Origin of the sequence: Pantoea phytobeneficialis, from assembly GCF_009728735.1 — a bacterium.
GTDB lineage: Bacteria > Pseudomonadota > Gammaproteobacteria > Enterobacterales > Enterobacteriaceae > Pantoea > Pantoea phytobeneficialis.
The window spans coordinates 3,156,817-3,175,860 of the sequence record NZ_CP024636.1; the positions used below are offsets into that span (position 1 = coordinate 3,156,817).

16 protein-coding genes are annotated in these 19,044 nt (G+C 52.7%); 15 read left to right on the forward strand and 1 reads right to left on the reverse strand.

The window, feature by feature from the left end; all coding sequences use genetic code 11:
• Positions 1-24 precede the first annotated feature (24 nt).
• The 9 genes from pdxB to purF all read left to right on the forward strand — a co-directional run bounded on the left by pdxB (position 25) and on the right by purF (position 9,158).
• Positions 25-1,158: a 4-phosphoerythronate dehydrogenase PdxB gene (gene pdxB, locus CTZ24_RS14695; RefSeq protein ID WP_208723903.1), complete on the forward strand. Its 1,134-nt coding sequence runs from the start codon at positions 25-27 to the stop codon at positions 1,156-1,158.
• 86 nt (positions 1,159-1,244) lie between these two features.
• On the forward strand, positions 1,245-2,255 hold the full coding sequence (locus tag CTZ24_RS14700; RefSeq protein WP_021185105.1) for an aspartate-semialdehyde dehydrogenase: 1,011 nt from the start codon (positions 1,245-1,247) through the stop codon (positions 2,253-2,255).
• Complete coding sequence (gene truA / locus CTZ24_RS14705; protein WP_021185104.1) at positions 2,255-3,061, forward strand: tRNA pseudouridine(38-40) synthase TruA; 807 nt, start codon at positions 2,255-2,257, stop codon at positions 3,059-3,061. Before CTZ24_RS14700 ends, truA begins: the two co-directional genes overlap by 1 nt.
• Positions 3,062-3,094: 33 nt before the next feature.
• Entirely contained in the window at positions 3,095-3,757 is a 663-nt protein-coding gene (locus CTZ24_RS14710; RefSeq protein ID WP_021185103.1) for a DedA family protein, read from the forward strand.
• Between the two features lie 132 nt (positions 3,758-3,889).
• Complete coding sequence (gene accD, locus CTZ24_RS14715) at positions 3,890-4,798, forward strand: acetyl-CoA carboxylase, carboxyltransferase subunit beta (protein ID WP_013509914.1); 909 nt, start codon at positions 3,890-3,892, stop codon at positions 4,796-4,798.
• Between the two features lie 69 nt (positions 4,799-4,867).
• The gene (gene folC / locus CTZ24_RS14720; RefSeq protein ID WP_208723904.1) at positions 4,868-6,136 is read left to right on the forward strand and encodes a bifunctional tetrahydrofolate synthase/dihydrofolate synthase; all 1,269 of its coding nucleotides are present in this window, start codon (positions 4,868-4,870) and stop codon (positions 6,134-6,136) included.
• Positions 6,126-6,866: a cell division protein DedD gene (gene dedD / locus CTZ24_RS14725; RefSeq protein WP_208723905.1), complete on the forward strand. Its 741-nt coding sequence runs from the start codon at positions 6,126-6,128 to the stop codon at positions 6,864-6,866. Before folC ends, dedD begins: the two co-directional genes overlap by 11 nt.
• A gap of 252 nt (positions 6,867-7,118) precedes the next feature.
• Positions 7,119-7,604 (forward strand): colicin V production protein, encoded by a 486-nt coding sequence (gene cvpA, locus CTZ24_RS14730; protein WP_013509911.1) that lies wholly within the window; start codon positions 7,119-7,121, stop codon positions 7,602-7,604.
• A gap of 36 nt (positions 7,605-7,640) precedes the next feature.
• Positions 7,641-9,158, forward strand: coding sequence for an amidophosphoribosyltransferase (purF, locus tag CTZ24_RS14735; protein ID WP_021185100.1), 1,518 nt, complete (start codon positions 7,641-7,643; stop codon positions 9,156-9,158).
• A 371-nt stretch (positions 9,159-9,529) separates the two neighbouring features.
• Here purF and CTZ24_RS26660 read toward each other — a convergent pair whose 3' ends face one another.
• Positions 9,530-9,715, reverse strand: coding sequence for a hypothetical protein (locus CTZ24_RS26660; protein ID WP_209012097.1), 186 nt, complete (start codon positions 9,713-9,715; stop codon positions 9,530-9,532).
• 13 nt (positions 9,716-9,728) lie between these two features.
• On the opposite strand from CTZ24_RS26660, the gene CTZ24_RS14740 reads away from it, so the two are divergent.
• The 6 genes from CTZ24_RS14740 to CTZ24_RS14765 all read left to right on the forward strand — a co-directional run bounded on the left by CTZ24_RS14740 (position 9,729) and on the right by CTZ24_RS14765 (position 19,037).
• Positions 9,729-12,866 (forward strand): inverse autotransporter beta domain-containing protein, encoded by a 3,138-nt coding sequence (locus tag CTZ24_RS14740; RefSeq protein ID WP_208723906.1) that lies wholly within the window; start codon positions 9,729-9,731, stop codon positions 12,864-12,866.
• Positions 12,867-13,424: 558 nt separating this feature from the next.
• Positions 13,425-15,812 carry an inverse autotransporter beta domain-containing protein gene (locus tag CTZ24_RS14745; protein WP_208723907.1) on the forward strand — a complete coding sequence of 796 codons (2,388 nt, stop codon included), beginning with the start codon at positions 13,425-13,427 and terminating at the stop codon, positions 15,810-15,812.
• 121 nt (positions 15,813-15,933) lie between these two features.
• Positions 15,934-16,503 (forward strand): UbiX family flavin prenyltransferase, encoded by a 570-nt coding sequence (locus tag CTZ24_RS14750; RefSeq protein ID WP_021185096.1) that lies wholly within the window; start codon positions 15,934-15,936, stop codon positions 16,501-16,503.
• 275 nt (positions 16,504-16,778) lie between these two features.
• Entirely contained in the window at positions 16,779-17,561 is a 783-nt protein-coding gene (argT, locus tag CTZ24_RS14755) for a lysine/arginine/ornithine ABC transporter substrate-binding protein ArgT (RefSeq protein ID WP_208723908.1), read from the forward strand.
• A 76-nt stretch (positions 17,562-17,637) separates the two neighbouring features.
• On the forward strand, positions 17,638-18,324 hold the full coding sequence (locus tag CTZ24_RS14760) for a histidine ABC transporter permease HisQ (RefSeq protein ID WP_021185094.1): 687 nt from the start codon (positions 17,638-17,640) through the stop codon (positions 18,322-18,324).
• Positions 18,321-19,037, forward strand: coding sequence for an ABC transporter permease (locus CTZ24_RS14765; protein WP_021185093.1), 717 nt, complete (start codon positions 18,321-18,323; stop codon positions 19,035-19,037). Before CTZ24_RS14760 ends, CTZ24_RS14765 begins: the two co-directional genes overlap by 4 nt.
• Positions 19,038-19,044: the final 7 nt, after the last annotated feature.

The following is a 19,044-nucleotide window of genomic DNA, read 5'->3' on the forward strand; positions in this document are numbered from 1 at the left end:
TTGCGAATTTACAGGACAGCCGTGGTGAAAATTCTCGTCGATGAAAATATGCCGTACGCCCGTGAACTCTTTAGCCGCACCGGTGAGGTGCTGGCGGTGCCGGGGCGTCCGTTACCGGAAGCCGAACTGGCGGATGCCAGCGGGTTGATGGTGCGCTCGGTCACGAAAGTTAATGCCGCGCTGCTGGCAGGAACACCGGTGAAATTTGTTGGCACTGCGACGGCAGGCACCGACCATATCGATGAGGCCTCACTGGCTGATGCAGGAATCGCGTTCTCGGCAGCACCGGGCTGCAACGCCATCGCGGTGGTGGAATATGTCTTCTCCTCGCTGTTGTTGCTGGCGGAACGTGATGGTTTTGCGCTGCGCGATCGTACCGTGGGGATTGTCGGTGTCGGTAATGTCGGTGGCCGTCTGCACAAACGTTTACAGGCCTGGGGGGTGAAAACCCTGTTGTGCGATCCGCCGCGTGCCGATCGTGGCGATGCGGAAGATTTTCGCTCGCTGGATGAGGTGGTGGCACAGGCGGATATCCTGACCTTCCACACGCCATTGTTTAAAGACGGTCCGTATAAAAGCTGGCATCTGGCCGATACTGCGCTGTTGATGGCGCTGAAACCCAACACCATCCTGATCAATGCCTGCCGTGGTCCGGTGGTGGATAACGCCGCGCTGCTGGAAGTATTGAAAGTACGCCAGGATCTCAGCGTGGTGCTGGATGTGTGGGAGCCGGAACCGGAGCTGTCGCTGGACCTGCTGGATAAAGTTGATATCGCCACCGCCCATATCGCCGGTTATACCCTGGAAGGGAAGGCACGCGGTACCACGCAGGTGTTTGAAGCCTGGTGCGCATTCCTCGGTCAGCCGCAACAGGTGCCGTTGGATAGCCTGCTGCCTGCGCCAGAGTTTGGTCGCATTACCTTACACGGCAAGCTCGATCAGCCGACGCTGAAACGTCTGGTGCACCTGGTGTATGATGTGCGCCGCGATGATGCGCCGCTGCGTAAAGTGGCTGCGCTACCAGGTGAGTTTGACCGCCTGCGTAAGCAATATGAGGAGCGCCGCGAATGGTCGTCGTTGCAGGTGATCTGTGATGATGCAGAGGCGGCAGCGATGCTGAATCAACTCGGTTTCCGTGCCAGTTTGCAGCACAGTTAACCTGACCCTGGCGGGATAAATCTTAATTCCTGGGCGGTGAAGATCACCGCCTTCTGTTTTTATGTCATTGTCTGGAGTAAACCAACATGTCTGACGGCTGGAATATTGCGCTATTGGGCGCGACAGGCGCAGTAGGGAACGCTGTACTGGAACTGCTGGCGGAACGCCAGTTCCCGGTTGGTGAGATATATCTGCTGGCGAGCGAGAACAGCGCAGGCGAAACTCTGCGTTTCGAGGGGCGTTCGGTGCGGGTACAAGATGCGGCGGAATTTGACTGGTCGCAGGCGCAACTGGCCTTTTTCGCTGCCGGTCGCAGCGCCTCGGCGCGTTACGCCGAAGAAGCCGCCAGCCAGGGCTGCCTGGTGATCGACAGCAGCGATCTGTTCGCGCTGGAGCCGGATGTGCCATTGGTGGTGCCGGATGTGAATCCCCAGGTGCTGGCGGATTACCGCAACCGCAACATCATCTGTGTGGCGGATAGCCTGGTCAGCCAGCTGTTAAGCGCCATCAAACCGCTGGTGGATGCTGCCGGTCTGGGGCGTTTGCAGGTAACAAACCTGATGTCAGTCTCCAGCGATGGTAAGAGCGCGGTGGATGCGCTGGCGGGCGAGAGCGCGCGTCTGCTCAACGGCGTACCGGCGGATGAACATTATTATGGTCGTCAGCTGGCGTTTAACCTGCTGCCACAGCAGGTGGACAGCAACGGCAGCGTGGAGAGCGAACGTCGTCTGGTGGATCAGGTGCGCAAAGTGTTACAGGACGAAGGCTTACCGATTGCGGTGAGCAGCGTGCAGGCCCCGGTATTTTACGGCAATGCGCAGATCGTCCATGTGGAAAATCTGCGCCCCTTGTCTGCTGAAGAAGCGCGAGATGAACTGGCGCGTGCCGAGGATATCCGTCTGAGCGACGAAGGCGATTATCCGACTCAGGTGCAGGATGCGTCCGGCAACGGCGAATTGAGCGTTGGCTGCGTGCGTAACGATTACGGTATCCCAGAGCTGCTGCAATTCTGGTCAGTGGCTGACAACATCCGCTTCGGCGGCGCGCTGATGGCGGTCAAAACCGCTGAGAAGCTGGTGCAGGAGTATCTGTATTAATGTTGTCTGAAGGTAACACGCATAAGCTGGCGCTGGGTATTGAGTACGACGGCAGCCGTTATTATGGCTGGCAGCGGCAGCAGGAAGTGCGCAGCGTGCAGGAAAAGCTGGAAAAAGCGCTGTCGAAAGTCGCTAACCATCCGGTTAGCGTGTTTTGCGCCGGACGTACCGATGCCGGGGTACATGGCACCGGGCAGGTGGTGCATTTTGAAACCACTTCTCAGCGTGCCGAGGGTGCCTGGACGTTGGGCGTCAATGCCAACCTGCCGCCGGATATCGCCGTGCGTTGGGTTAAAGCGGTGCCGGATGAGTTTCATGCTCGTTTCAGCGCTACAGCGCGTCGCTACCGTTATGTTATTTATAACCAGCGGCTGCGTCCGGCGATTTTGGGCAGCGGCGTGACGCACTTTTATCATCCGCTGGATGCAGAAAAAATGCAGCGCGCCGGACAATGCCTGCTGGGCGAAAATGATTTCACCTCATTTCGCGCCGTGCAGTGTCAGTCACGTACCCCGTGGCGTAATGTGATGCATCTTAACGTTACGCGTCAGGGACCGTACGTGATTGTGGATATCAAAGCGAATGCGTTTGTACACCACATGGTGCGCAACATCGTTGGCAGCCTGATGGAAATTGGCTGCGGTAATCAGCCTGAAACCTGGATGGCAACGTTGTTGGCCGCGAAAGATCGCACCCTTGCCGCAGCGACCGCCAGAGCCGAGGGGTTGTATCTGGTGGCGGTGGATTATCCGTCCCACTTTGCGTTACCTCAGCCTGCGCTGGGACCACTGTTCCTCGCGGATTAATTGTTACTCGAAGGATGTAAGGAGCCTGGCTTTATGGAGTTCATCCATTTTATCGTCGATTTTATTCTGCATATTGATGTGCATTTGGCCGAACTGGTGGCGCAGTACGGTATCTGGATTTATGCCATTTTGTTCCTGATTCTGTTCTGCGAAACCGGTCTGGTGGTCACGCCGTTCCTGCCGGGTGATTCTTTGCTGTTTGTTGCTGGCGCATTGGCCGCACTGCCGAGTAATGACCTCAATGTGCATATGATGGTGGCCCTGATGGTGATTGCGGCCATTCTCGGTGATGCCGTTAACTACACCATTGGTCGTCTGTTTGGCGAGAAGCTGTTCAGCAATCCCAATTCAAAGATTTTCCGCCGCAGCTATCTGGATAAGACCCATGCGTTCTACGAGCGCCACGGTGGTAAAACCATAATACTTGCGCGCTTTGTACCAATCGTGCGAACCTTTGCCCCCTTTGTGGCAGGGATGGGACACATGTCCTATCGTCACTTCGCGCTCTTTAACGTTGCGGGTGCGCTGCTGTGGGTGTTGTTGTTCTCTTACGCCGGTTACTTGTTTGGTGATTTGCCGGTGGTGCAGGAGAACCTGAAACTGCTGATCGTCGCGATTATCGTGGTGTCGATCCTGCCAGGCGTGATTGAAGTCTGGCGTCATCGTCGTCAGGCACGTCAGCAGAAATCCCAGTAAGCCCAAAACCAGATTTTTATCCACAGCGAGAAGCGGTTGTGGTTTAATGAGCGACATTTACGGCCTGCTGAAGGTGATTTCAGCAGCAATGAGAAGACTGGACCAGGTCGGTTTTAAACAGAAAGGTCATCAATGAGCTGGATTGAACGCATACTTAACAAAAGCAATATTACGCCGACGCGCCGCGCCAACATCCCGGAAGGGGTCTGGACCAAGTGCGACAGCTGTGGCCAGGTGCTGTATCGCGCCGAGCTGGAGCGTAATCTTGAGGTCTGCCCGAAGTGCGACCATCACATGCGCATGCACGCCCGTGAGCGCCTGCATAGCCTGCTGGATGAAGGAACGCTGGTAGAATTAGGTAGCGAGCTGGAACCCAAGGATCTGTTGAAGTTCCGTGACTCGAAGAAGTACAAAGATCGTCTGGCGGCGGCTCAGAAAGAGACTGACGAGAAAGACGCTCTGATCGTCATGAAAGGCCAACTGCACGGTATGCCGATCGTGGCTGCGGCGTTTGAGTTCTCCTTTATGGGCGGCTCAATGGGTTCAGTGGTTGGTGCGCGTTTTGTGCGTGCGGTTGAGCAGGCGCTGGAAGATAATTGCCCGCTGATCTGCTTCTCCGCCAGTGGCGGTGCGCGTATGCAGGAAGCGCTGATGTCGCTGATGCAGATGGCGAAAACCAGTGCCGCACTGGCGAAAATGCAGGAACGCGGTCTGCCGTATATCTCGGTACTGACTGACCCGACCATGGGTGGCGTTTCCGCCAGCTTCGCGATGCTGGGCGATCTCAACGTGGCGGAACCGAAAGCGTTGATCGGTTTTGCCGGTCCGCGTGTTATCGAACAAACCGTACGTGAAAAACTGCCGCCGGGCTTCCAGCGCAGTGAATTCCTGATCGAAAAAGGCGCGATCGATATGATCATCCGTCGTCCGGAGATGCGCTTTAAGCTGGCCAGCCTGCTGGCGAAAATGATGAACCTGCCAGCGCCGCTGCAGGATGGTGATCAGCCGATTGCGGCTGAGCCGGAGAGCAACGAGGCCTGACAGGCAACGGAAAGGCGCAGAAATGCGCCTTTTCACCAATGCACCGTATAAAGTTAGTTAACGGGACACATGGACACTCTTCACCTTCCCCAAGCCACGTCGCCTTTAGCTACGTGGCTTCATTATCTTGAACACCTGCATTCTCAGCCCATTGAACTGGGGCTGGATCGTATTCAACGCGTCGCTTCACGTCTTGACCTGCTCAAACCCGCGCCATTTGTTTTCACCGTTGCCGGGACTAACGGCAAAGGCACCACCTGCCGTACGCTGGAAACCCTGTTGATGGCGGCGGGATACCGCGTGGGCGTCTACAGCTCACCACATCTGGTGCGCTACACCGAGCGGGTGCGCGTCCAGGGCGCGGAGCTGGATGAAGCGTTGCACAGCGCCAGCTTTGCCGAGATTGAAGCCGGACGTGGCGATATTTCCCTGACCTACTTCGAATTCGGTACCTTATCGGCACTCAATCTGTTTCGTGCTGCCGGGCTTGATGTGGTGATCCTTGAAGTCGGTCTCGGTGGGCGACTGGATGCCACCAATATCGTTGATGCGGATGTCGCCGTTATCACCAGCATCGCACTGGATCATACCGACTGGTTGGGACCGGACCGCGAAAGCATTGGCCGCGAGAAAGCAGGCGTGTTTCGTGGTGGGAAACCCGCAGTGGTGGGTGAGCCCGATATGCCGCACACCATTGCCGAGGTTGCAGCAGAGAAGGGCGCGCTGTTGTTGCAGCGTAACCGTGACTGGCAATGGCAGCAGCAGGGCGAGAGCTGGAGTTTGCAGGATGCGCAGGGCGAATTGCGCGATCTTCCCCTGCCACAGGTGCCGCTCCCCAATGCTGCCACCGCGCTCATTGCGTTGCGCGCCTCGGGCTTATCGGTAAGCGAAGCGCTCATTCGCCAGCATCTGCCGCTGGCGATTTTACCAGGCCGTTTTCAGACGGTAAGCACCTCGCCGCGTGTGATCCTCGATGTGGCGCATAATCCCCATGCCGCTTATTATCTGGCTTCACGTCTGGCTGAATTGCCGCGTACCGGTAAGGTTCATGCGGTGGTCGGGATGCTGCATGATAAAGATATCGCCGGGACACTGGCGGCGCTGGCACCACAGGTGGATAGCTGGTACTGCGCACCGCTTGACGGCCCGCGTGGTGCGACGGCGGAGCAGTTGATTGCTCACCTGGCAAGCGGTGAGGCATTTGCGACCGTAGACTCAGCATGGCAGGCTGCGCGTCAGCAGGCTCGGCCCGAGGATGTGATTCTGGTGTGTGGTTCTTTCCACACCGTAGCACAGGTAATGGAATCGATGGCAGCGGAGAACGGCAGTGGCAAGTAAGTTTCAGAACCGTTTAGTGGGCACGGTAATCTTGGTGGCGGTTGGCGTCATCGTGTTACCAGGCCTGCTGGATGGCAAGAAAAAGCACTACAAAGAGGAATTCGCTGCAATTCCGCTGGTGCCAAAACCGGATGATCAGCAGGACAGTGAGATGGTGCCCCCGGTGACGCAGTCGCTGCCTGCCCAGCCGCCGGAAGGCGCAGGTGCGGCGCAAAGCGAAGCCAGTGGTAAAACCACCACCCCGGTCGAGTCTGGCAGCGCGCAGCCAGTGGAGAACAACGAACCCACGGTAGTGACACCTCCGCCAGTGCACCAGAGTGCGCCGGTGCAGACTGCGAAACCGAAACCGGTCGAGCAACCTAAGCCGAAACCGGTGGAGCAGCCGAAACCAAAACCGGTTGAACCGAAGCCGGTCGAGCAGCCGAAGCCAGTAGAAACCGCTAAACCGGTTGAAGCGCCGAAGCAGAGCGAAGCGGAAGCCCCGGCGGGCCAGGCTTATGTGGTCCAACTCGGTGCGTTGAAAAACGCGGCTAAAGTGAATGAGATCGTCGCGCAGTTGCGTCTGTCGGGATATCGCGCATTTACCGTGCCATCCACGCCGGTTCAGGGGCAAATTACCCGCATCTACGTCGGGCCTGATGCCTCAAAAGCGAAGATGCAAGCTGCGCTGGGTGAACTGAAAAACCTCTCCGGACTCGGTGGAGTGGTGAAACCCTACAGCACGCGCTAAACCGTTGATAAGCCGCGCCGATGGCTGAAAAAGGCGCGGCATAGCACGGAGTGTTCACCGTGATGTTGGCTTAAAAATTACTATATTTCAGTGAATTACAGCACTGAATTGTCTCAGGGCGAGGAAAGTTTTTTTCATCGCCCTTTTTATGGATGCAGAACCGGAAAACCCTACGCAAACGTTTTCTTTTTCTGTTAGAATGCGCCCCGAACTGGATGCAGGGGTGCAATCGCGCTGGCGCTGGAAGAGTTCATGATCTGGATTGATTACGTCATTATTGCGGTAGTTGGTTTTTCGGCCCTGGTCAGCCTGGTTCGTGGGTTTGTCCGGGAAGCCTTATCTCTCGTTACCTGGGGATGCGCGTTTTTTGTCGCCAGTCACTACTACGCCTACCTTGCAGTCTGGTTTACAGGTTTTGACGACGAACTGGTTCGCAACGGTATCGCTATCGCGGTGCTCTTCGTTGCCACCCTGATTGTGGGTGCCATCGTGAACTATGTGATCGGCACGCTGGTTGAAAAGACCGGTCTGTCGGGAACCGACAGGGTGTTGGGGGTCTGTTTCGGGGCGTTGCGTGGCGTGCTGATCGTTGCCGCTATTCTCTTCTTCCTCGATACATTCACCGGCTTCTCGAAAAGCCCGGACTGGCAGCAGTCCCAACTCATTCCCCAGTTCAGTTACATCATCAGGTGGTTCTTCGACTATCTGAAAAGCACGTCCAGTTTTTTACCCCGGTGACGCCATCGGGAGTGCGGCTAATGAGGAAATGACAACATGTGCGGTATTGTTGGTATCACCGGTTTTATGCCAGTAAACCAGTCGATCTATGACGCGTTAACGGTGCTACAGCACCGCGGGCAGGATGCCGCCGGCATTTGTACCATCGATGCGCTGAACTGCTTTCGTCTGCGCAAAGCCAACGGGCTGGTGAGCGATGTCTTCGAAGCACGCCACATGCAGCGTTTGCAGGGCAACATCGGGATTGGTCATGTACGCTACCCGACAGCAGGCAGCTCCAGCGCCTCTGAAGCGCAGCCTTTCTATGTGAACTCCCCTTATGGCATTACACTGGCGCACAACGGCAACCTGACTAACGCACACGAGCTGCGTAAACAGCTGTTCGAAGTGGGTCGCCGTCACGTCAACACCACCTCAGATTCCGAAATCCTGCTGAACATTTTTGCGCAGGAGCTGGACCGTTTTCAGCATTACCCGCTGGAAGCTGACAACATTTTTGCCGCAGTGGCTGCGGTGCACCAGCAGGTGCGCGGGGCTTACGCGGTGGTTTCGATGATTATCGGTCACGGTATGGTGGCCTTCCGCGACCCGAACGGTATCCGTCCGTTGGTACTGGGTAAACGCGTGATTGCTGATGGTCGCACCGAGTATATGGTCGCGTCCGAGAGCGTCGCGCTGGATACGCTGGGCTTTGAATTTATTCGTGACGTAGCGCCGGGCGAAGCGGTGTACATCACCGAGCAGGGCCAACTCTCGACCCGCCAGTGTGCTGAGAACCCGAAAAGTAATCCGTGTCTGTTCGAGTACGTTTACTTTGCGCGTCCGGATTCCTTCCTTGATAAGATCTCGGTCTACAGCGCGCGCGTCCGTATGGGCACCAAGCTGGGTGAGAAAATTGCTCGTGAATGGGAAGATCTCGACATCGACGTGGTGATTCCGATTCCGGAAACCTCAACCGATGTGGCGTTGGAAATCGCCCGTATTCTCGACAAACCGTATCGCCAGGGTTTTGTGAAAAACCGTTACGTGGGCCGTACCTTTATTATGCCGGGTCAGCATCTGCGCCGTAGCGCGGTGCGTCGTAAGCTGAACGCCAACCGTGCCGAGTTCCGTGACAAAAACGTGTTGCTGGTGGATGACTCCATCGTGCGCGGTACCACCTCTGAGCAGATTATCGAGATGGCGCGTGAAGCGGGTGCCAAGCGTGTCTATCTGGCTTCAGCCGCACCGGAAATTCGTTTCCCGAATGTCTACGGTATCGACATGCCGAGCGCAACTGAGCTTATCGCTCACGGTCGTGAAGTGGAAGAGATTCGCCAGCTGATCAAAGCTGACGCGCTGATTTTCCAGGATTTGGACGATTTGATTGAAGCGGTTCGCGAAGAGAACCCGGATATCGCACAGTTCGAGTGTTCGGTGTTTAACGGTGTTTATGTCACCAAAGACGTTGACCAACGTTATCTGGACTACCTCCAGTCACTGCGTAACGACGATGCGAAAGCCATTGCACGTCAGACTGAGGTTGAAGGTCTGGAACTGCATAACGAAGGTTAAGTTTTATTGCCCGTTTTTAATTGATGATTAAAAACGGGCATACTCTGCAAATAATTTCACTGCTAACTTTTCTCACCTCTCTCCTGCGCGTTTAATTGCCACCTGTCCGACTATTTATTCTTAATTGCAGTAGTAAAAAACTGATAAGCCTTGATTGGGGAATGACTAATTCCTGATTATTCTTTTTTTCTTGCCCTGATTTTTAGTGATGGGTTTAATTAAAAAGCATACATTAATTTAAACATATCATTTCCATATTGTTAATAACTCAGAAGGGAACAGGTTTTATTTTCAGTTTCTTATCAGGATTGTTATGCCTTGTATTCCTAATTATCAATGGCATAAATGGTTAATGGCTGATTTTTGAGATTTTACTTGTCGATGTGCTTATGAGTGAGAAAAATAGCCTGTTCGCGGCGATTTTTCTCATCCATAATTATTCCGCGTAATCTCATTAACGATTTTTTCTCACTGCATTGAAAATTTGCTGCGGTAAAGCTCGAAATAAAACAGCGATTTTTATTCCGGGCGATATTTTTCAGGCGTTTTTCAATCACTGGGTAAATCTTAATGCAATTTAAAAAATTTAAGCTCTCGGCTATTTATACTGCAATTTTTATGCAGCTATCAGTTTCGACATTGGGTATGCCCATTGTTGCTCAAGCGAGTACGCAGCAGGACATGAAGGTGCAGTCCACGGTGCTGAAAGCGGGCGAGAGTGTTGCAGACGTAGCAAAACGCAATAAGGTATCTGTCGATCATCTGTGGGAAATCAACTCGTTTGCGTTCAGCGATAAAGCCACTTTCCTGGCGGCTTCTGCCGGTCAGGCTATCTGGATACCGGCTGGCAAAGCAGCAGCCTTACCGCTGGAAAGAGCGACCCAGCAGGATACAAAAGCGAATAAATCAGCACAGCAGGCTGATGTTAAAGTAAATGACAAAACCACCGATGCACGTCAATTCGGTCAGAACCAGCTCAACTCGATGGCGGGCCAGCAAGCGGAGTCCTGGCTGAACGGTTTTGGTGGGTCATCGCGGGTTTCCATCTCCTCTGATAAGAACTTCTCTAACTACAACTATGCCGGTGATGTGCTGGTACCGTTGTGGGACAGCCGTGATTTTATGATCTTCAGCCAGTTGGGCGCGCGTCATGCTGACGAACGTACCACCGGCAATATTGGCTTCGGTTCACGTTATTTTGTTGATGGCTGGATGCTGGGTAATAACGTCTTCTTTGATAACGATTTCAGCGGTAACAACCGTCGTATTGGTCTTGGTGCTGAGATCTGGACTGAAGCGCTGCGTCTGGCTGCTAACGGCTACTACGGACTTAACGGCTGGCATCAGTCTAAATTGCTGGCGGATCATGATGAGCGTCCAGCCAATGGCTGGGATATCGAATTGGCGAGCTGGCTGCCGATGTATCCGCAGCTCGGAGGTAAGGTTAAATACGAACAATTCTATGGCGACAACGTGGCGTTGATGAGCCGTAGTAACCTGCAAAAGAATCCGTCAGCCGTGACGATGGGTGTGAACTGGACACCGGTACCGCTGGTGACTGTTGACGCGGGTCATCGTAAGAGCATGCAGAGTGGCGGAGACACCACCGTTGGCCTGAACCTGAACTGGAACTTCGGTCAATCACTTGACTGGCACCTTTCGCCGGAAGCGGTGGCCGATCAGCGCAGCCTGGTGGGTTCACGCTATGAGTTGGTGTCACGTAATAACGAGATTGTGATGGATTACCGTGAGCAGACCGTGATTACCTTCTCACTGGCGAGCGCGATCAAAGGTGTGGAAGGCACTTCACAGCCGCTGGGTGTCAGCGTCTGGGCGAAGCATGGCTTGGGCAAAATTGTCTGGGACGATGCCGCATTGGTGGCGGCGGGCGGTAAAATTACCGGTACAGGTGCTAATTCGGCGTTGGTGTTACCCGCCTATAAAGATGGCGCGAACAACAGCTATACCCTGAGTGCGGTAGCTTACGACAGCAAAGGCAAGGCTTCACCGCGTGCACAGGTACAAATCACGGTAGAAAAAACGGAGCAGATTCCTGAGCAGCCGGGCCAGCCGGATGCCGGACAGACCACTTTGACCCTCATCAATGGGCAACTTGTGGCCAATGGTACAAGTAAAACCGAGTTGGTGGTCGAGCTGAAAGATAAAGACGGCAAGCTTATTAGTGGCAATGCCGGTAATTTGCGTCTGGACGCGCAGATGCAGAATAAACTGACCCGTGCAGCTAATAGCGGTGTGACTGTCGGCAAATTCCGTGAAGAAGGTTCAGGGCGTTACGTGGTGGATCTGACCGCAGGTACTGAAGCCGGCGTAGTAATGCTGACGATGTATCATGGCAGCACGCAATTGGGTCATCTGGAACTGACGTTGAAGGCGAAAGGATCTGATGCGGGAGATGTTGCACAAATTAACTTCACTTCTATTGAAAATCAATTTGTTGCGGGTCAGAGCTTTACCTATACCGTCATTGCTACTGACAGCGAGGGTAAGCCCGTTTCAGGTGCAGCCCTTGAGTTTAATGATCGAGAGGGAAATGCCATCATTGCTGATAATGGCGGCATAACTGACGCAGAGGGCAAAGTATCTTTAACTCTGATGAAAGAAAAAGCGCAACACTATAACATCGCCATTCGTGTTGCTGGCTCTGATAAATATTTGGTTGATAAACCTTATATGGTGATGGCAGATGTGGCTTCAGCGCAAGTTGCTCAGAGTGAGATCACGGCTGGAAAATTTAAAACAAATAATGGTGTAGTACAAATGATTACACCCGCAACCTTTACTGCCATAGTGCAGGATCGGTTCCAAAATCCACTTATTTATCAAACTGTCGTTTTTGAGGCGGAACAAAATGGTAATCAGATCAAAATTACAGCGAACGGCGCTGGTAAGACCAATGAACATGGTGAGGTGAGCGGAACGGTGACATTGCAGGTCCCTGTAGAAGAGACCACAGTAACCTATAACCTTTATGCCATGATTGATGGTAAGCGTGTTGAAGGTAATGTTAAACCGGTGACGATGGAGCGCGTAGCCAGTGAGCCTGCCACAATTCGCTTCGAGAATAACGATCAGGTATTCGTTGTTGGCAGTGAAGTAAACTTCCCAGTTGTTGTGACTGACAGCTTTGATATTCCGGTTCCAGATGTAACGGTTGAGTTCTTTAATCAAGCGAACAACATTATCGACAGGGTTAAAACTAATGCACAAGGTCAGGCGTCTACCACGATGAGGATGCCAGAAAAAGAAAGTGTTGGAACTAATCTGATCCTTGGCGTTCGTGTTCAAGACCATAGTAAAGTAATGCAACAAAGACCTTATATGGCGATAGCTGATATGGCTTCGGCACGAGTTGTAAGTGGTGAGTCCACACAGGGAACTTACAGAGGAGTAGGAACCGCTGGAGTAGAAACAGTGACACCAGCAACGTTTGCCATTGCTTTGGAAGATCGCTTCCAAAATGCATTGATTAACAAAACGGTAACTGTTGTAGCGGAACCAAGATCGGATATCTTGCCGACAATTACTATTGTAAACAACAAAACCAATGGGGATGGTGTGGTCATTGGTGAGGCAACATTGTCTGGGCATACTCAGTCGTCGAATGCTTATTACGACCTGTATGTCATGATAGACGGTAAACGTCTTGATGGTCCCAGCACTACGATGGAATTTACCAATGTCAATTAAATAGCAGGGGAGTCCACTCTTCTCCTTTAAGGCAACCACTCCGGTGGTTGCCTTTTTTCTGTTAAGTAGCAATGAGGATATGCTGATTTTTGTTATTATTTTATTAATTAAAAAGAAAAAATAAAATTATCGCCCATTGCATTATTATCAGCCTCGAAAAGTTAATTTTATTGTGACCTGTTGGCGACTTCTTGTAGTAGATCATTTTTCCACTGGTTTTTTTCTTGATAAAGATATTAATGGTTCAGGTTTCAGGAGTGTGATATCGGGAAATCAGGAAATGAATTTCAGGATAAACTCATCATAAATTTCTGTGAAAAATCTCATTACCGTTTTTTGCGAGTTGAATAGAGAATGCCCGGCGAAAAAAGCACAGGAGGAAATTATTTTGCCCCTTGCTTAATGATTACAAGCGTCTTCACTTTGCTGGGTTATTTATAAATGAGATTTAAGAAGTTTAAGCATTCCGCTATTTATACGGCGATTTTTTTGCAACTCGCGGTTTCAACTGTTGGTGTCACCGGAGTTGCTCATGCAAGGAGCACGCAATATCAGGATATGGCGGTTGAATCTACCGTACTCCAGCCTGGTGAGAGCGTGGCGGATATTGCCCGCAAAAATAACCTGATGGTTGATCATCTCTGGGAAATTAACTCCTTTGAATGGAGTGACAAAGCGGCTTTCCTGGCGGCAGGTGCCGGGCAAACCATCTGGATTCCGGCAGCTCCGGCCGTAAAAGCCTCCACGTTGCCGCTGGCGCACGCCACCGTACAGGCACCAAAAACCAATAAGGCGGATGTCAAAGCCAACGACAAAACCACCGATGCCCGCCAGTTCGGCCAGGACCAACTGAACTCGCTGGCCAGCAAACAGGCGGAAGCGTGGCTCAATGGCTTTGGCGGCTCTTCTCGTGTCGCCATCAGCTCGGCGAAAAATTTTGCAAAATACAACTATGCCGGTGATGTGCTGCTGCCGCTGTGGAACAGTCGTGAAGATTTCATGATTTTCAGCCAGTTAGGTGTGCGTCACGCGGATGATCGCACCACCGGCAACGTCGGTGTTGGCGCGCGTTATTTTGCTGATGGCTGGATGTTGGGTAATAACGTCTTTTTTGATAACGATTTCAGCGGCAATAACCGCCGTATCGGTATCGGTGCTGAAGTCGGGACTGATGCCATGCGGCTGAACGCCAACGGCTATTTCAAACTCAATGGCTGGCATGATTCGCGGTTTATCGCCGACCATGACGAACGTCCAGCCAATGGCTGGGATATTGAGCTGTCCAGTTGGTTGCCAGTCTATCCGCAGCTCGGTGCGAAAGTAAAATATGAACAATATTATGGTGATAATGTTGCACTGATCAGCCGTGATCGTCTCCAGCATAATCCATCGGTCGCGACTGTCGGGGTAAACTGGACACCGGTTCCGTTGGTCACGATTGATGCGGGACATCGCATGAGTATGCAGCGCGGAGAGGACACCACCATAGGGCTGAACCTGAACTGGAATTTTGGCCGCTCTCTGGACTGGCATCTGTCACCAGAAGCCGTAGCCGCACAGCGCAGTCTGGCTGGTTCGCGCTACGATCTGGTGTCGCGTAATAACCAGATCGTGATGGACTATCGCGAGCAGACGGTGATCACCTTCTCGCTGGCAAGTGCGATTCAGGGCGTTGAAGGCACGCAACATTCTCTTGGCGTGAGCGTCTGGGCTAAGCATGGTCTGGACAAAATTGTCTGGGATGACGCGGCCTTGGTCGCAGCGGGCGGAAAAGTTGTCGGTACTGGCGCCAATTCGGCGCTGGTGTTGCCAACTTATAAGGAGGGTGCGGATAATCACTATACCCTGAGCGCCATCGCTTATGACAACAAAGGGAAAGCCTCGCCACGCGCCCAGGTACAGATTACGGTAGAAAAAGCGGAGCAAACTCAGCCTGAACAGCCCGCCCAACCGGCACAACCCGATGCGTTAAGATCCACCCTGAAACTGGGTGCTGATGAGCTGATTGCTAACGGTACTGACCAGACCCATGCGGTGATTGATCTGAAAGACAAAAATGGCAATCCGGTCAGTAACGAAACGGATAATCTGCGTCTGGAAGCCACGTTGCTGGATACGAAAATGCGTGCCAGTTCCCGTGTGACCATCGGCCAGTTCCGTGAATTAGGTAAGGTGCAGGGCAACTACGTGGTGGATCTGACCGCAGGTCATGAAGACGGTATCGTGACGTTGACGTTGTATCACGGCAACCAACAGTTGGGACAACCGCAAACCCTGAAGTTAAAGGCCAAAGAAGCGGAAGTGGTTAAGGTGACCAACCTGGCATTTGTCAGCAAGGAAAACAAATTTGTCGCAGGCAGCAATGCCACCTTTACGGTGAAAGCCACGGATATTAATGGCAAACCGGTTAAGGATGCGATCATCACCTTCACCGACCAAAATGGCAAAACTATCGCTGCGGCGAATGACGGGAAAACTGATGCACAGGGTAACGTGTCAGCAACTCTGGTAGAGAAAAAAGCGGGTAACTACAGCGTAACCGTGCGTGTTGCGGGTGAGAAAAAACCGGTAGCAATGAAGCGTTTTACCGTCATAGCCGATGTCAATTCGGCTCAGATTTGGAAAAGCCAAACCACAGACGGAAAAATAAAAGCCGGGTCGGTTCAGATGAGTAAACCGGCTGGCTTTACCATCACGCTGCGCGATCGCTTCGAAAACCCGATTATTGGCGAGAAAGTGTCTGTGCTGGCGGTAGAAGATACCGCAGGGAAATTGGTCAATATCCAACTTCTCAACCAGAACAAGACCGATATAAAAGGTAACGTAAGCGGCTCTGCGGCGATTGCTACTCCGCACTATAAAACAACCACTTATACGTTGAAGGTGATGATCAATGGCAAACGTGTTGACGGTCCGAAACCTAAAATTATGTTTGTTCGCTGTTAATCAGCCCATGTCATTAAAGATGTTTTGATCCTGCAAGGTAATCGCTTCGGCGATTACCTTTTTTTGTTTTCTTTTCTCGCTGCGGGTTATGATTAGGGTTTACCTGCATAGCAAGATCATTATGAAACGACTCATCATTGGTATTTCCGGTGCCAGCGGCGCCATCTACGGCGTGCGACTGTTACAGGTGCTGCAACCGCTGGCAGAGGTGGAAACCCATCTGGTGATGAGCCAGGCGGCACGGCAGACGCTGGCGCTGGAAACAGATTTTAATCTGCGCGATGTGCAGGCGCTGGCCAATGTGGTGCATGATGTGCGCGATATCGCCGCCAGTATCTCGTCCGGTTCTTTCAAGACCCTTGGCATGGCGATTCTGCCGTGTTCAATGAAAACCCTGTCCGGCATTGTGCACAGCTACAGCGATAGCCTGCTGACGCGTGCCGCCGATGTGGTGCTGAAAGAACAGCGCAAACTGGTGCTGTGTGTGCGTGAAACACCGCTCCATGTTGGACATTTGCGTATGATGACCACCGCCGCAGAACTGGGTGCGGTGATTATGCCACCGGTACCGGCGTTTTATCATCGTCCACAAAATATCGGAGAACTGGTGGATCAAACGGTCAACCGTGTGCTGGATCAGTTCGATATTGAGTTGCCACAGGATCTGTTTACCCGCTGGCAAGGCGCTTAAATGGTGCAGTTTCGCACAAAATTGGTGCAAAATATCGCGTCCGATCACTCTTCGTGCATTTCATGCACCAAAAGTTAACAATGTCGCTTTTTCCTGCTCACTTCGCTGTTATATTTCCCTCACAAACTAAGTGCTTGCGCCCCTGGTGGACGCAGTATTTAGTGCGCCTGTACAGCGTTTCGCCAATTTGCATAACTGGCATGAAACATGCACATTAATCAGCGCAAACACATCACGCAGCACATAACAAAAAGCACTTCACTTGAGGGTTACCTATGAAAAAGCGAGTTCTGGCTCTTTCTCTGATGCTGGCCATGTCCAGCGCCGCGAGCGTGTTCGCGGCGGTACCGCATACGCTACGCATCGGGACTGACCCGACTTACCCGCCGTTTGAATCAAAAAACGCGCAAGGACAGTTAGTGGGTTTTGATATTGATTTGGCTAACGAAATCTGTAAACGCATCAAAACCAAATGTACCTATGTAGAAAGTGATTTCGATGCACTGATCCCGTCGCTGAAAGCGAAGAAGATTGATGCCATCATCTCTTCTCTCTCCATTACTGAAAAACGACAGGAAGAGATTGCTTTCTCTGAAAAACTCTATGCGGCCAACGCCCGTCTGGTGGCACCGAAAGGTTCAACCATTCAGCCGACTGTTGAATCGCTGAAAGGCAAAAACATCGGCCTGTTGCAGGGCACCACCCAGGAAACCTACGCTAACGAATATTGGCGCCCGAAAGGTGTAACGGTCACGCCGTACGCCAACCAGGACCTGGTCTACCAGGACCTGAACGCGGGTCGTATTGATGCGGCGTTCCAGGATGAAGTGCAGGCGAGCGAAGGCTTCCTGAAGCAGCCGGTTGGTAAAAACTACGCGTTTGCTGGCCCGGCAGTAAAAGATGACAAAATCTTTGGTGTTGGCACCGGTATGGGCCTGCGTAAAGATGATGCAGACCTGAAAGCCGCTATCGATAAAGCCTTCGATGCGATGCGTAAAGACGGTACTTACGACAAGATTGCGAAGAAATATTTTGATTTTAATGTTTACGGTGACTGAGTAAAACCTGTCGACCAGACTGCCCGCCGCGTGCGGGCAGTGCTTCGTTAATTACCCCCACGACAGGATCAAATTCATGCTGTATGGCTATTCTGACGTCATTCTGAAAGGCACCCTGGTCACGCTGGAACTGGCGCTCAGTTCAGTGTTGCTGGCCGTTGTGCTCGGTTTAATTGGCGCTGGCGCCAAACTTTCCCGCAGCCGCCCTCTGGCGATGCTGTTCGAAGGCTACACCACGTTGATCCGTGGCGTGCCGGATCTGGTGCTGATGCTGCTGATTTTCTACGGTTTGCAGATCGCCCTGAATGCCCTGACTGATGCGCTGGGTGTGGCGCAGTTCGATATCGACCCGATGGTGGCCGGTATAATCACGCTGGGCTTTATCTACGGTGCCTATTTCACCGAAACCTTCCGTGGTGCCTTCCTCGCAGTGCCGAAAGGGCAGATTGAGGCCGCTACCGCCTTTGGCTTTACCGGTTCGCAAACCTTCCGCCGCATTCTGTTTCCGGCGATGATGCGCTTTGCGCTGCCGGGTATTGGCAACAACTGGCAGGTAATCCTGAAGGCGACGGCGCTGGTGTCGCTGCTGGGCCTGGAAGATGTGGTGAAAGCCACTCAATTGGCCGGTAAAAGTACCTGGCAACCGTTCTACTTCGCGATTGTTGCCGGAGTGATTTATCTGGTGTTTACCACGCTGTCGAATGGCGTGTTGTGGTGGCTTGAACGCCGCTACTCGGTAGGTGTGAAAAGGGCAGAGCTATGATCGATATTATTCACGAGTATTGGAAATCCCTGCTCTGGACCGATGGTTACCGTTTTACCGGTGTCGCCATTACCCTGTGGCTGTTGATTATTTCGGTGGCGATCGGCGGTTGCCTTGCGGTGTTGCTGGCAATTGCCCGCGTGTCGCCTAATCGCTTCGTCTCCACCCCGGTGTGGTTGTTCACTTACATCTTCCGTGGTACGCCGCTGTATGTGCAGCTGCTGGTGTTCTACTCCGGTATGTATACGCTGGAAGTGGTGAAGGGCACCGAATTGCTTAATGCTTTTTTCCGCAGCGGTCTTAACTGTACTTTGCTGGCGTTTACCCTCAACACCTGTGCTTATACCACCGAGATTTTTGCCGGCGCGATTCGTGCCGTGCCGCACGGGGAAATTGAAGCGGCGCGTGCCTATGGCTTCTCCACCTTTAAATTGTATCGTTGCATCATTCTGCCGTCGGCGCTGCGCACTGCGCTGCCTGCGTATAGCAATGAAGTGATCCTGATGCTGCACTCCACCGCGCTGGCGTTCACCGCCACGGTGCCCGATCTGTTGAAAATCGCGCGTGATATTAACTCGGCGACCTATCAGCCGTTTGTTGCGTTTGGCATTGCCGCAGTGCTGTATCTGATTATCTCTTACGTGCTGATTAGCTTGTTCCGTATGGCGGAGCGCCGCTGGCTAGCGCATGTGAAACCCTCTTCATCGCATTGAGTAACCT

Bases quoted from the DNA above. Each gene is read 5' to 3' on its own strand.
- truA (WP_021185104.1), top strand. From the start codon at position 2,255: ATGTTGTCTGAAGGTAACACGCATAAGCTGGCGCTGGGTATTGAGTAC.
- CTZ24_RS14740 (WP_208723906.1), top strand. From the start codon at position 9,729: ATGCAATTTAAAAAATTTAAGCTCTCGGCTATTTATACTGCAATTTTT.
- CTZ24_RS14745 (WP_208723907.1), top strand. From the start codon at position 13,425: ATGGCGGTTGAATCTACCGTACTCCAGCCTGGTGAGAGCGTGGCGGAT.
- CTZ24_RS14760 (WP_021185094.1), top strand. From the start codon at position 17,638: ATGCTGTATGGCTATTCTGACGTCATTCTGAAAGGCACCCTGGTCACG.
- purF (WP_021185100.1), top strand. From the start codon at position 7,641: ATGTGCGGTATTGTTGGTATCACCGGTTTTATGCCAGTAAACCAGTCG.
- CTZ24_RS14710 (WP_021185103.1), top strand. From the start codon at position 3,095: ATGGAGTTCATCCATTTTATCGTCGATTTTATTCTGCATATTGATGTG.
- argT (WP_208723908.1), top strand. From the start codon at position 16,779: ATGAAAAAGCGAGTTCTGGCTCTTTCTCTGATGCTGGCCATGTCCAGC.
- CTZ24_RS14765 (WP_021185093.1), top strand. From the start codon at position 18,321: ATGATCGATATTATTCACGAGTATTGGAAATCCCTGCTCTGGACCGAT.
- folC (WP_208723904.1), top strand. From the start codon at position 4,868: ATGGACACTCTTCACCTTCCCCAAGCCACGTCGCCTTTAGCTACGTGG.
- CTZ24_RS14750 (WP_021185096.1), top strand. From the start codon at position 15,934: ATGAAACGACTCATCATTGGTATTTCCGGTGCCAGCGGCGCCATCTAC.
- CTZ24_RS14700 (WP_021185105.1), top strand. From the start codon at position 1,245: ATGTCTGACGGCTGGAATATTGCGCTATTGGGCGCGACAGGCGCAGTA.
- accD (WP_013509914.1), top strand. From the start codon at position 3,890: ATGAGCTGGATTGAACGCATACTTAACAAAAGCAATATTACGCCGACG.
- cvpA (WP_013509911.1), top strand. From the start codon at position 7,119: ATGATCTGGATTGATTACGTCATTATTGCGGTAGTTGGTTTTTCGGCC.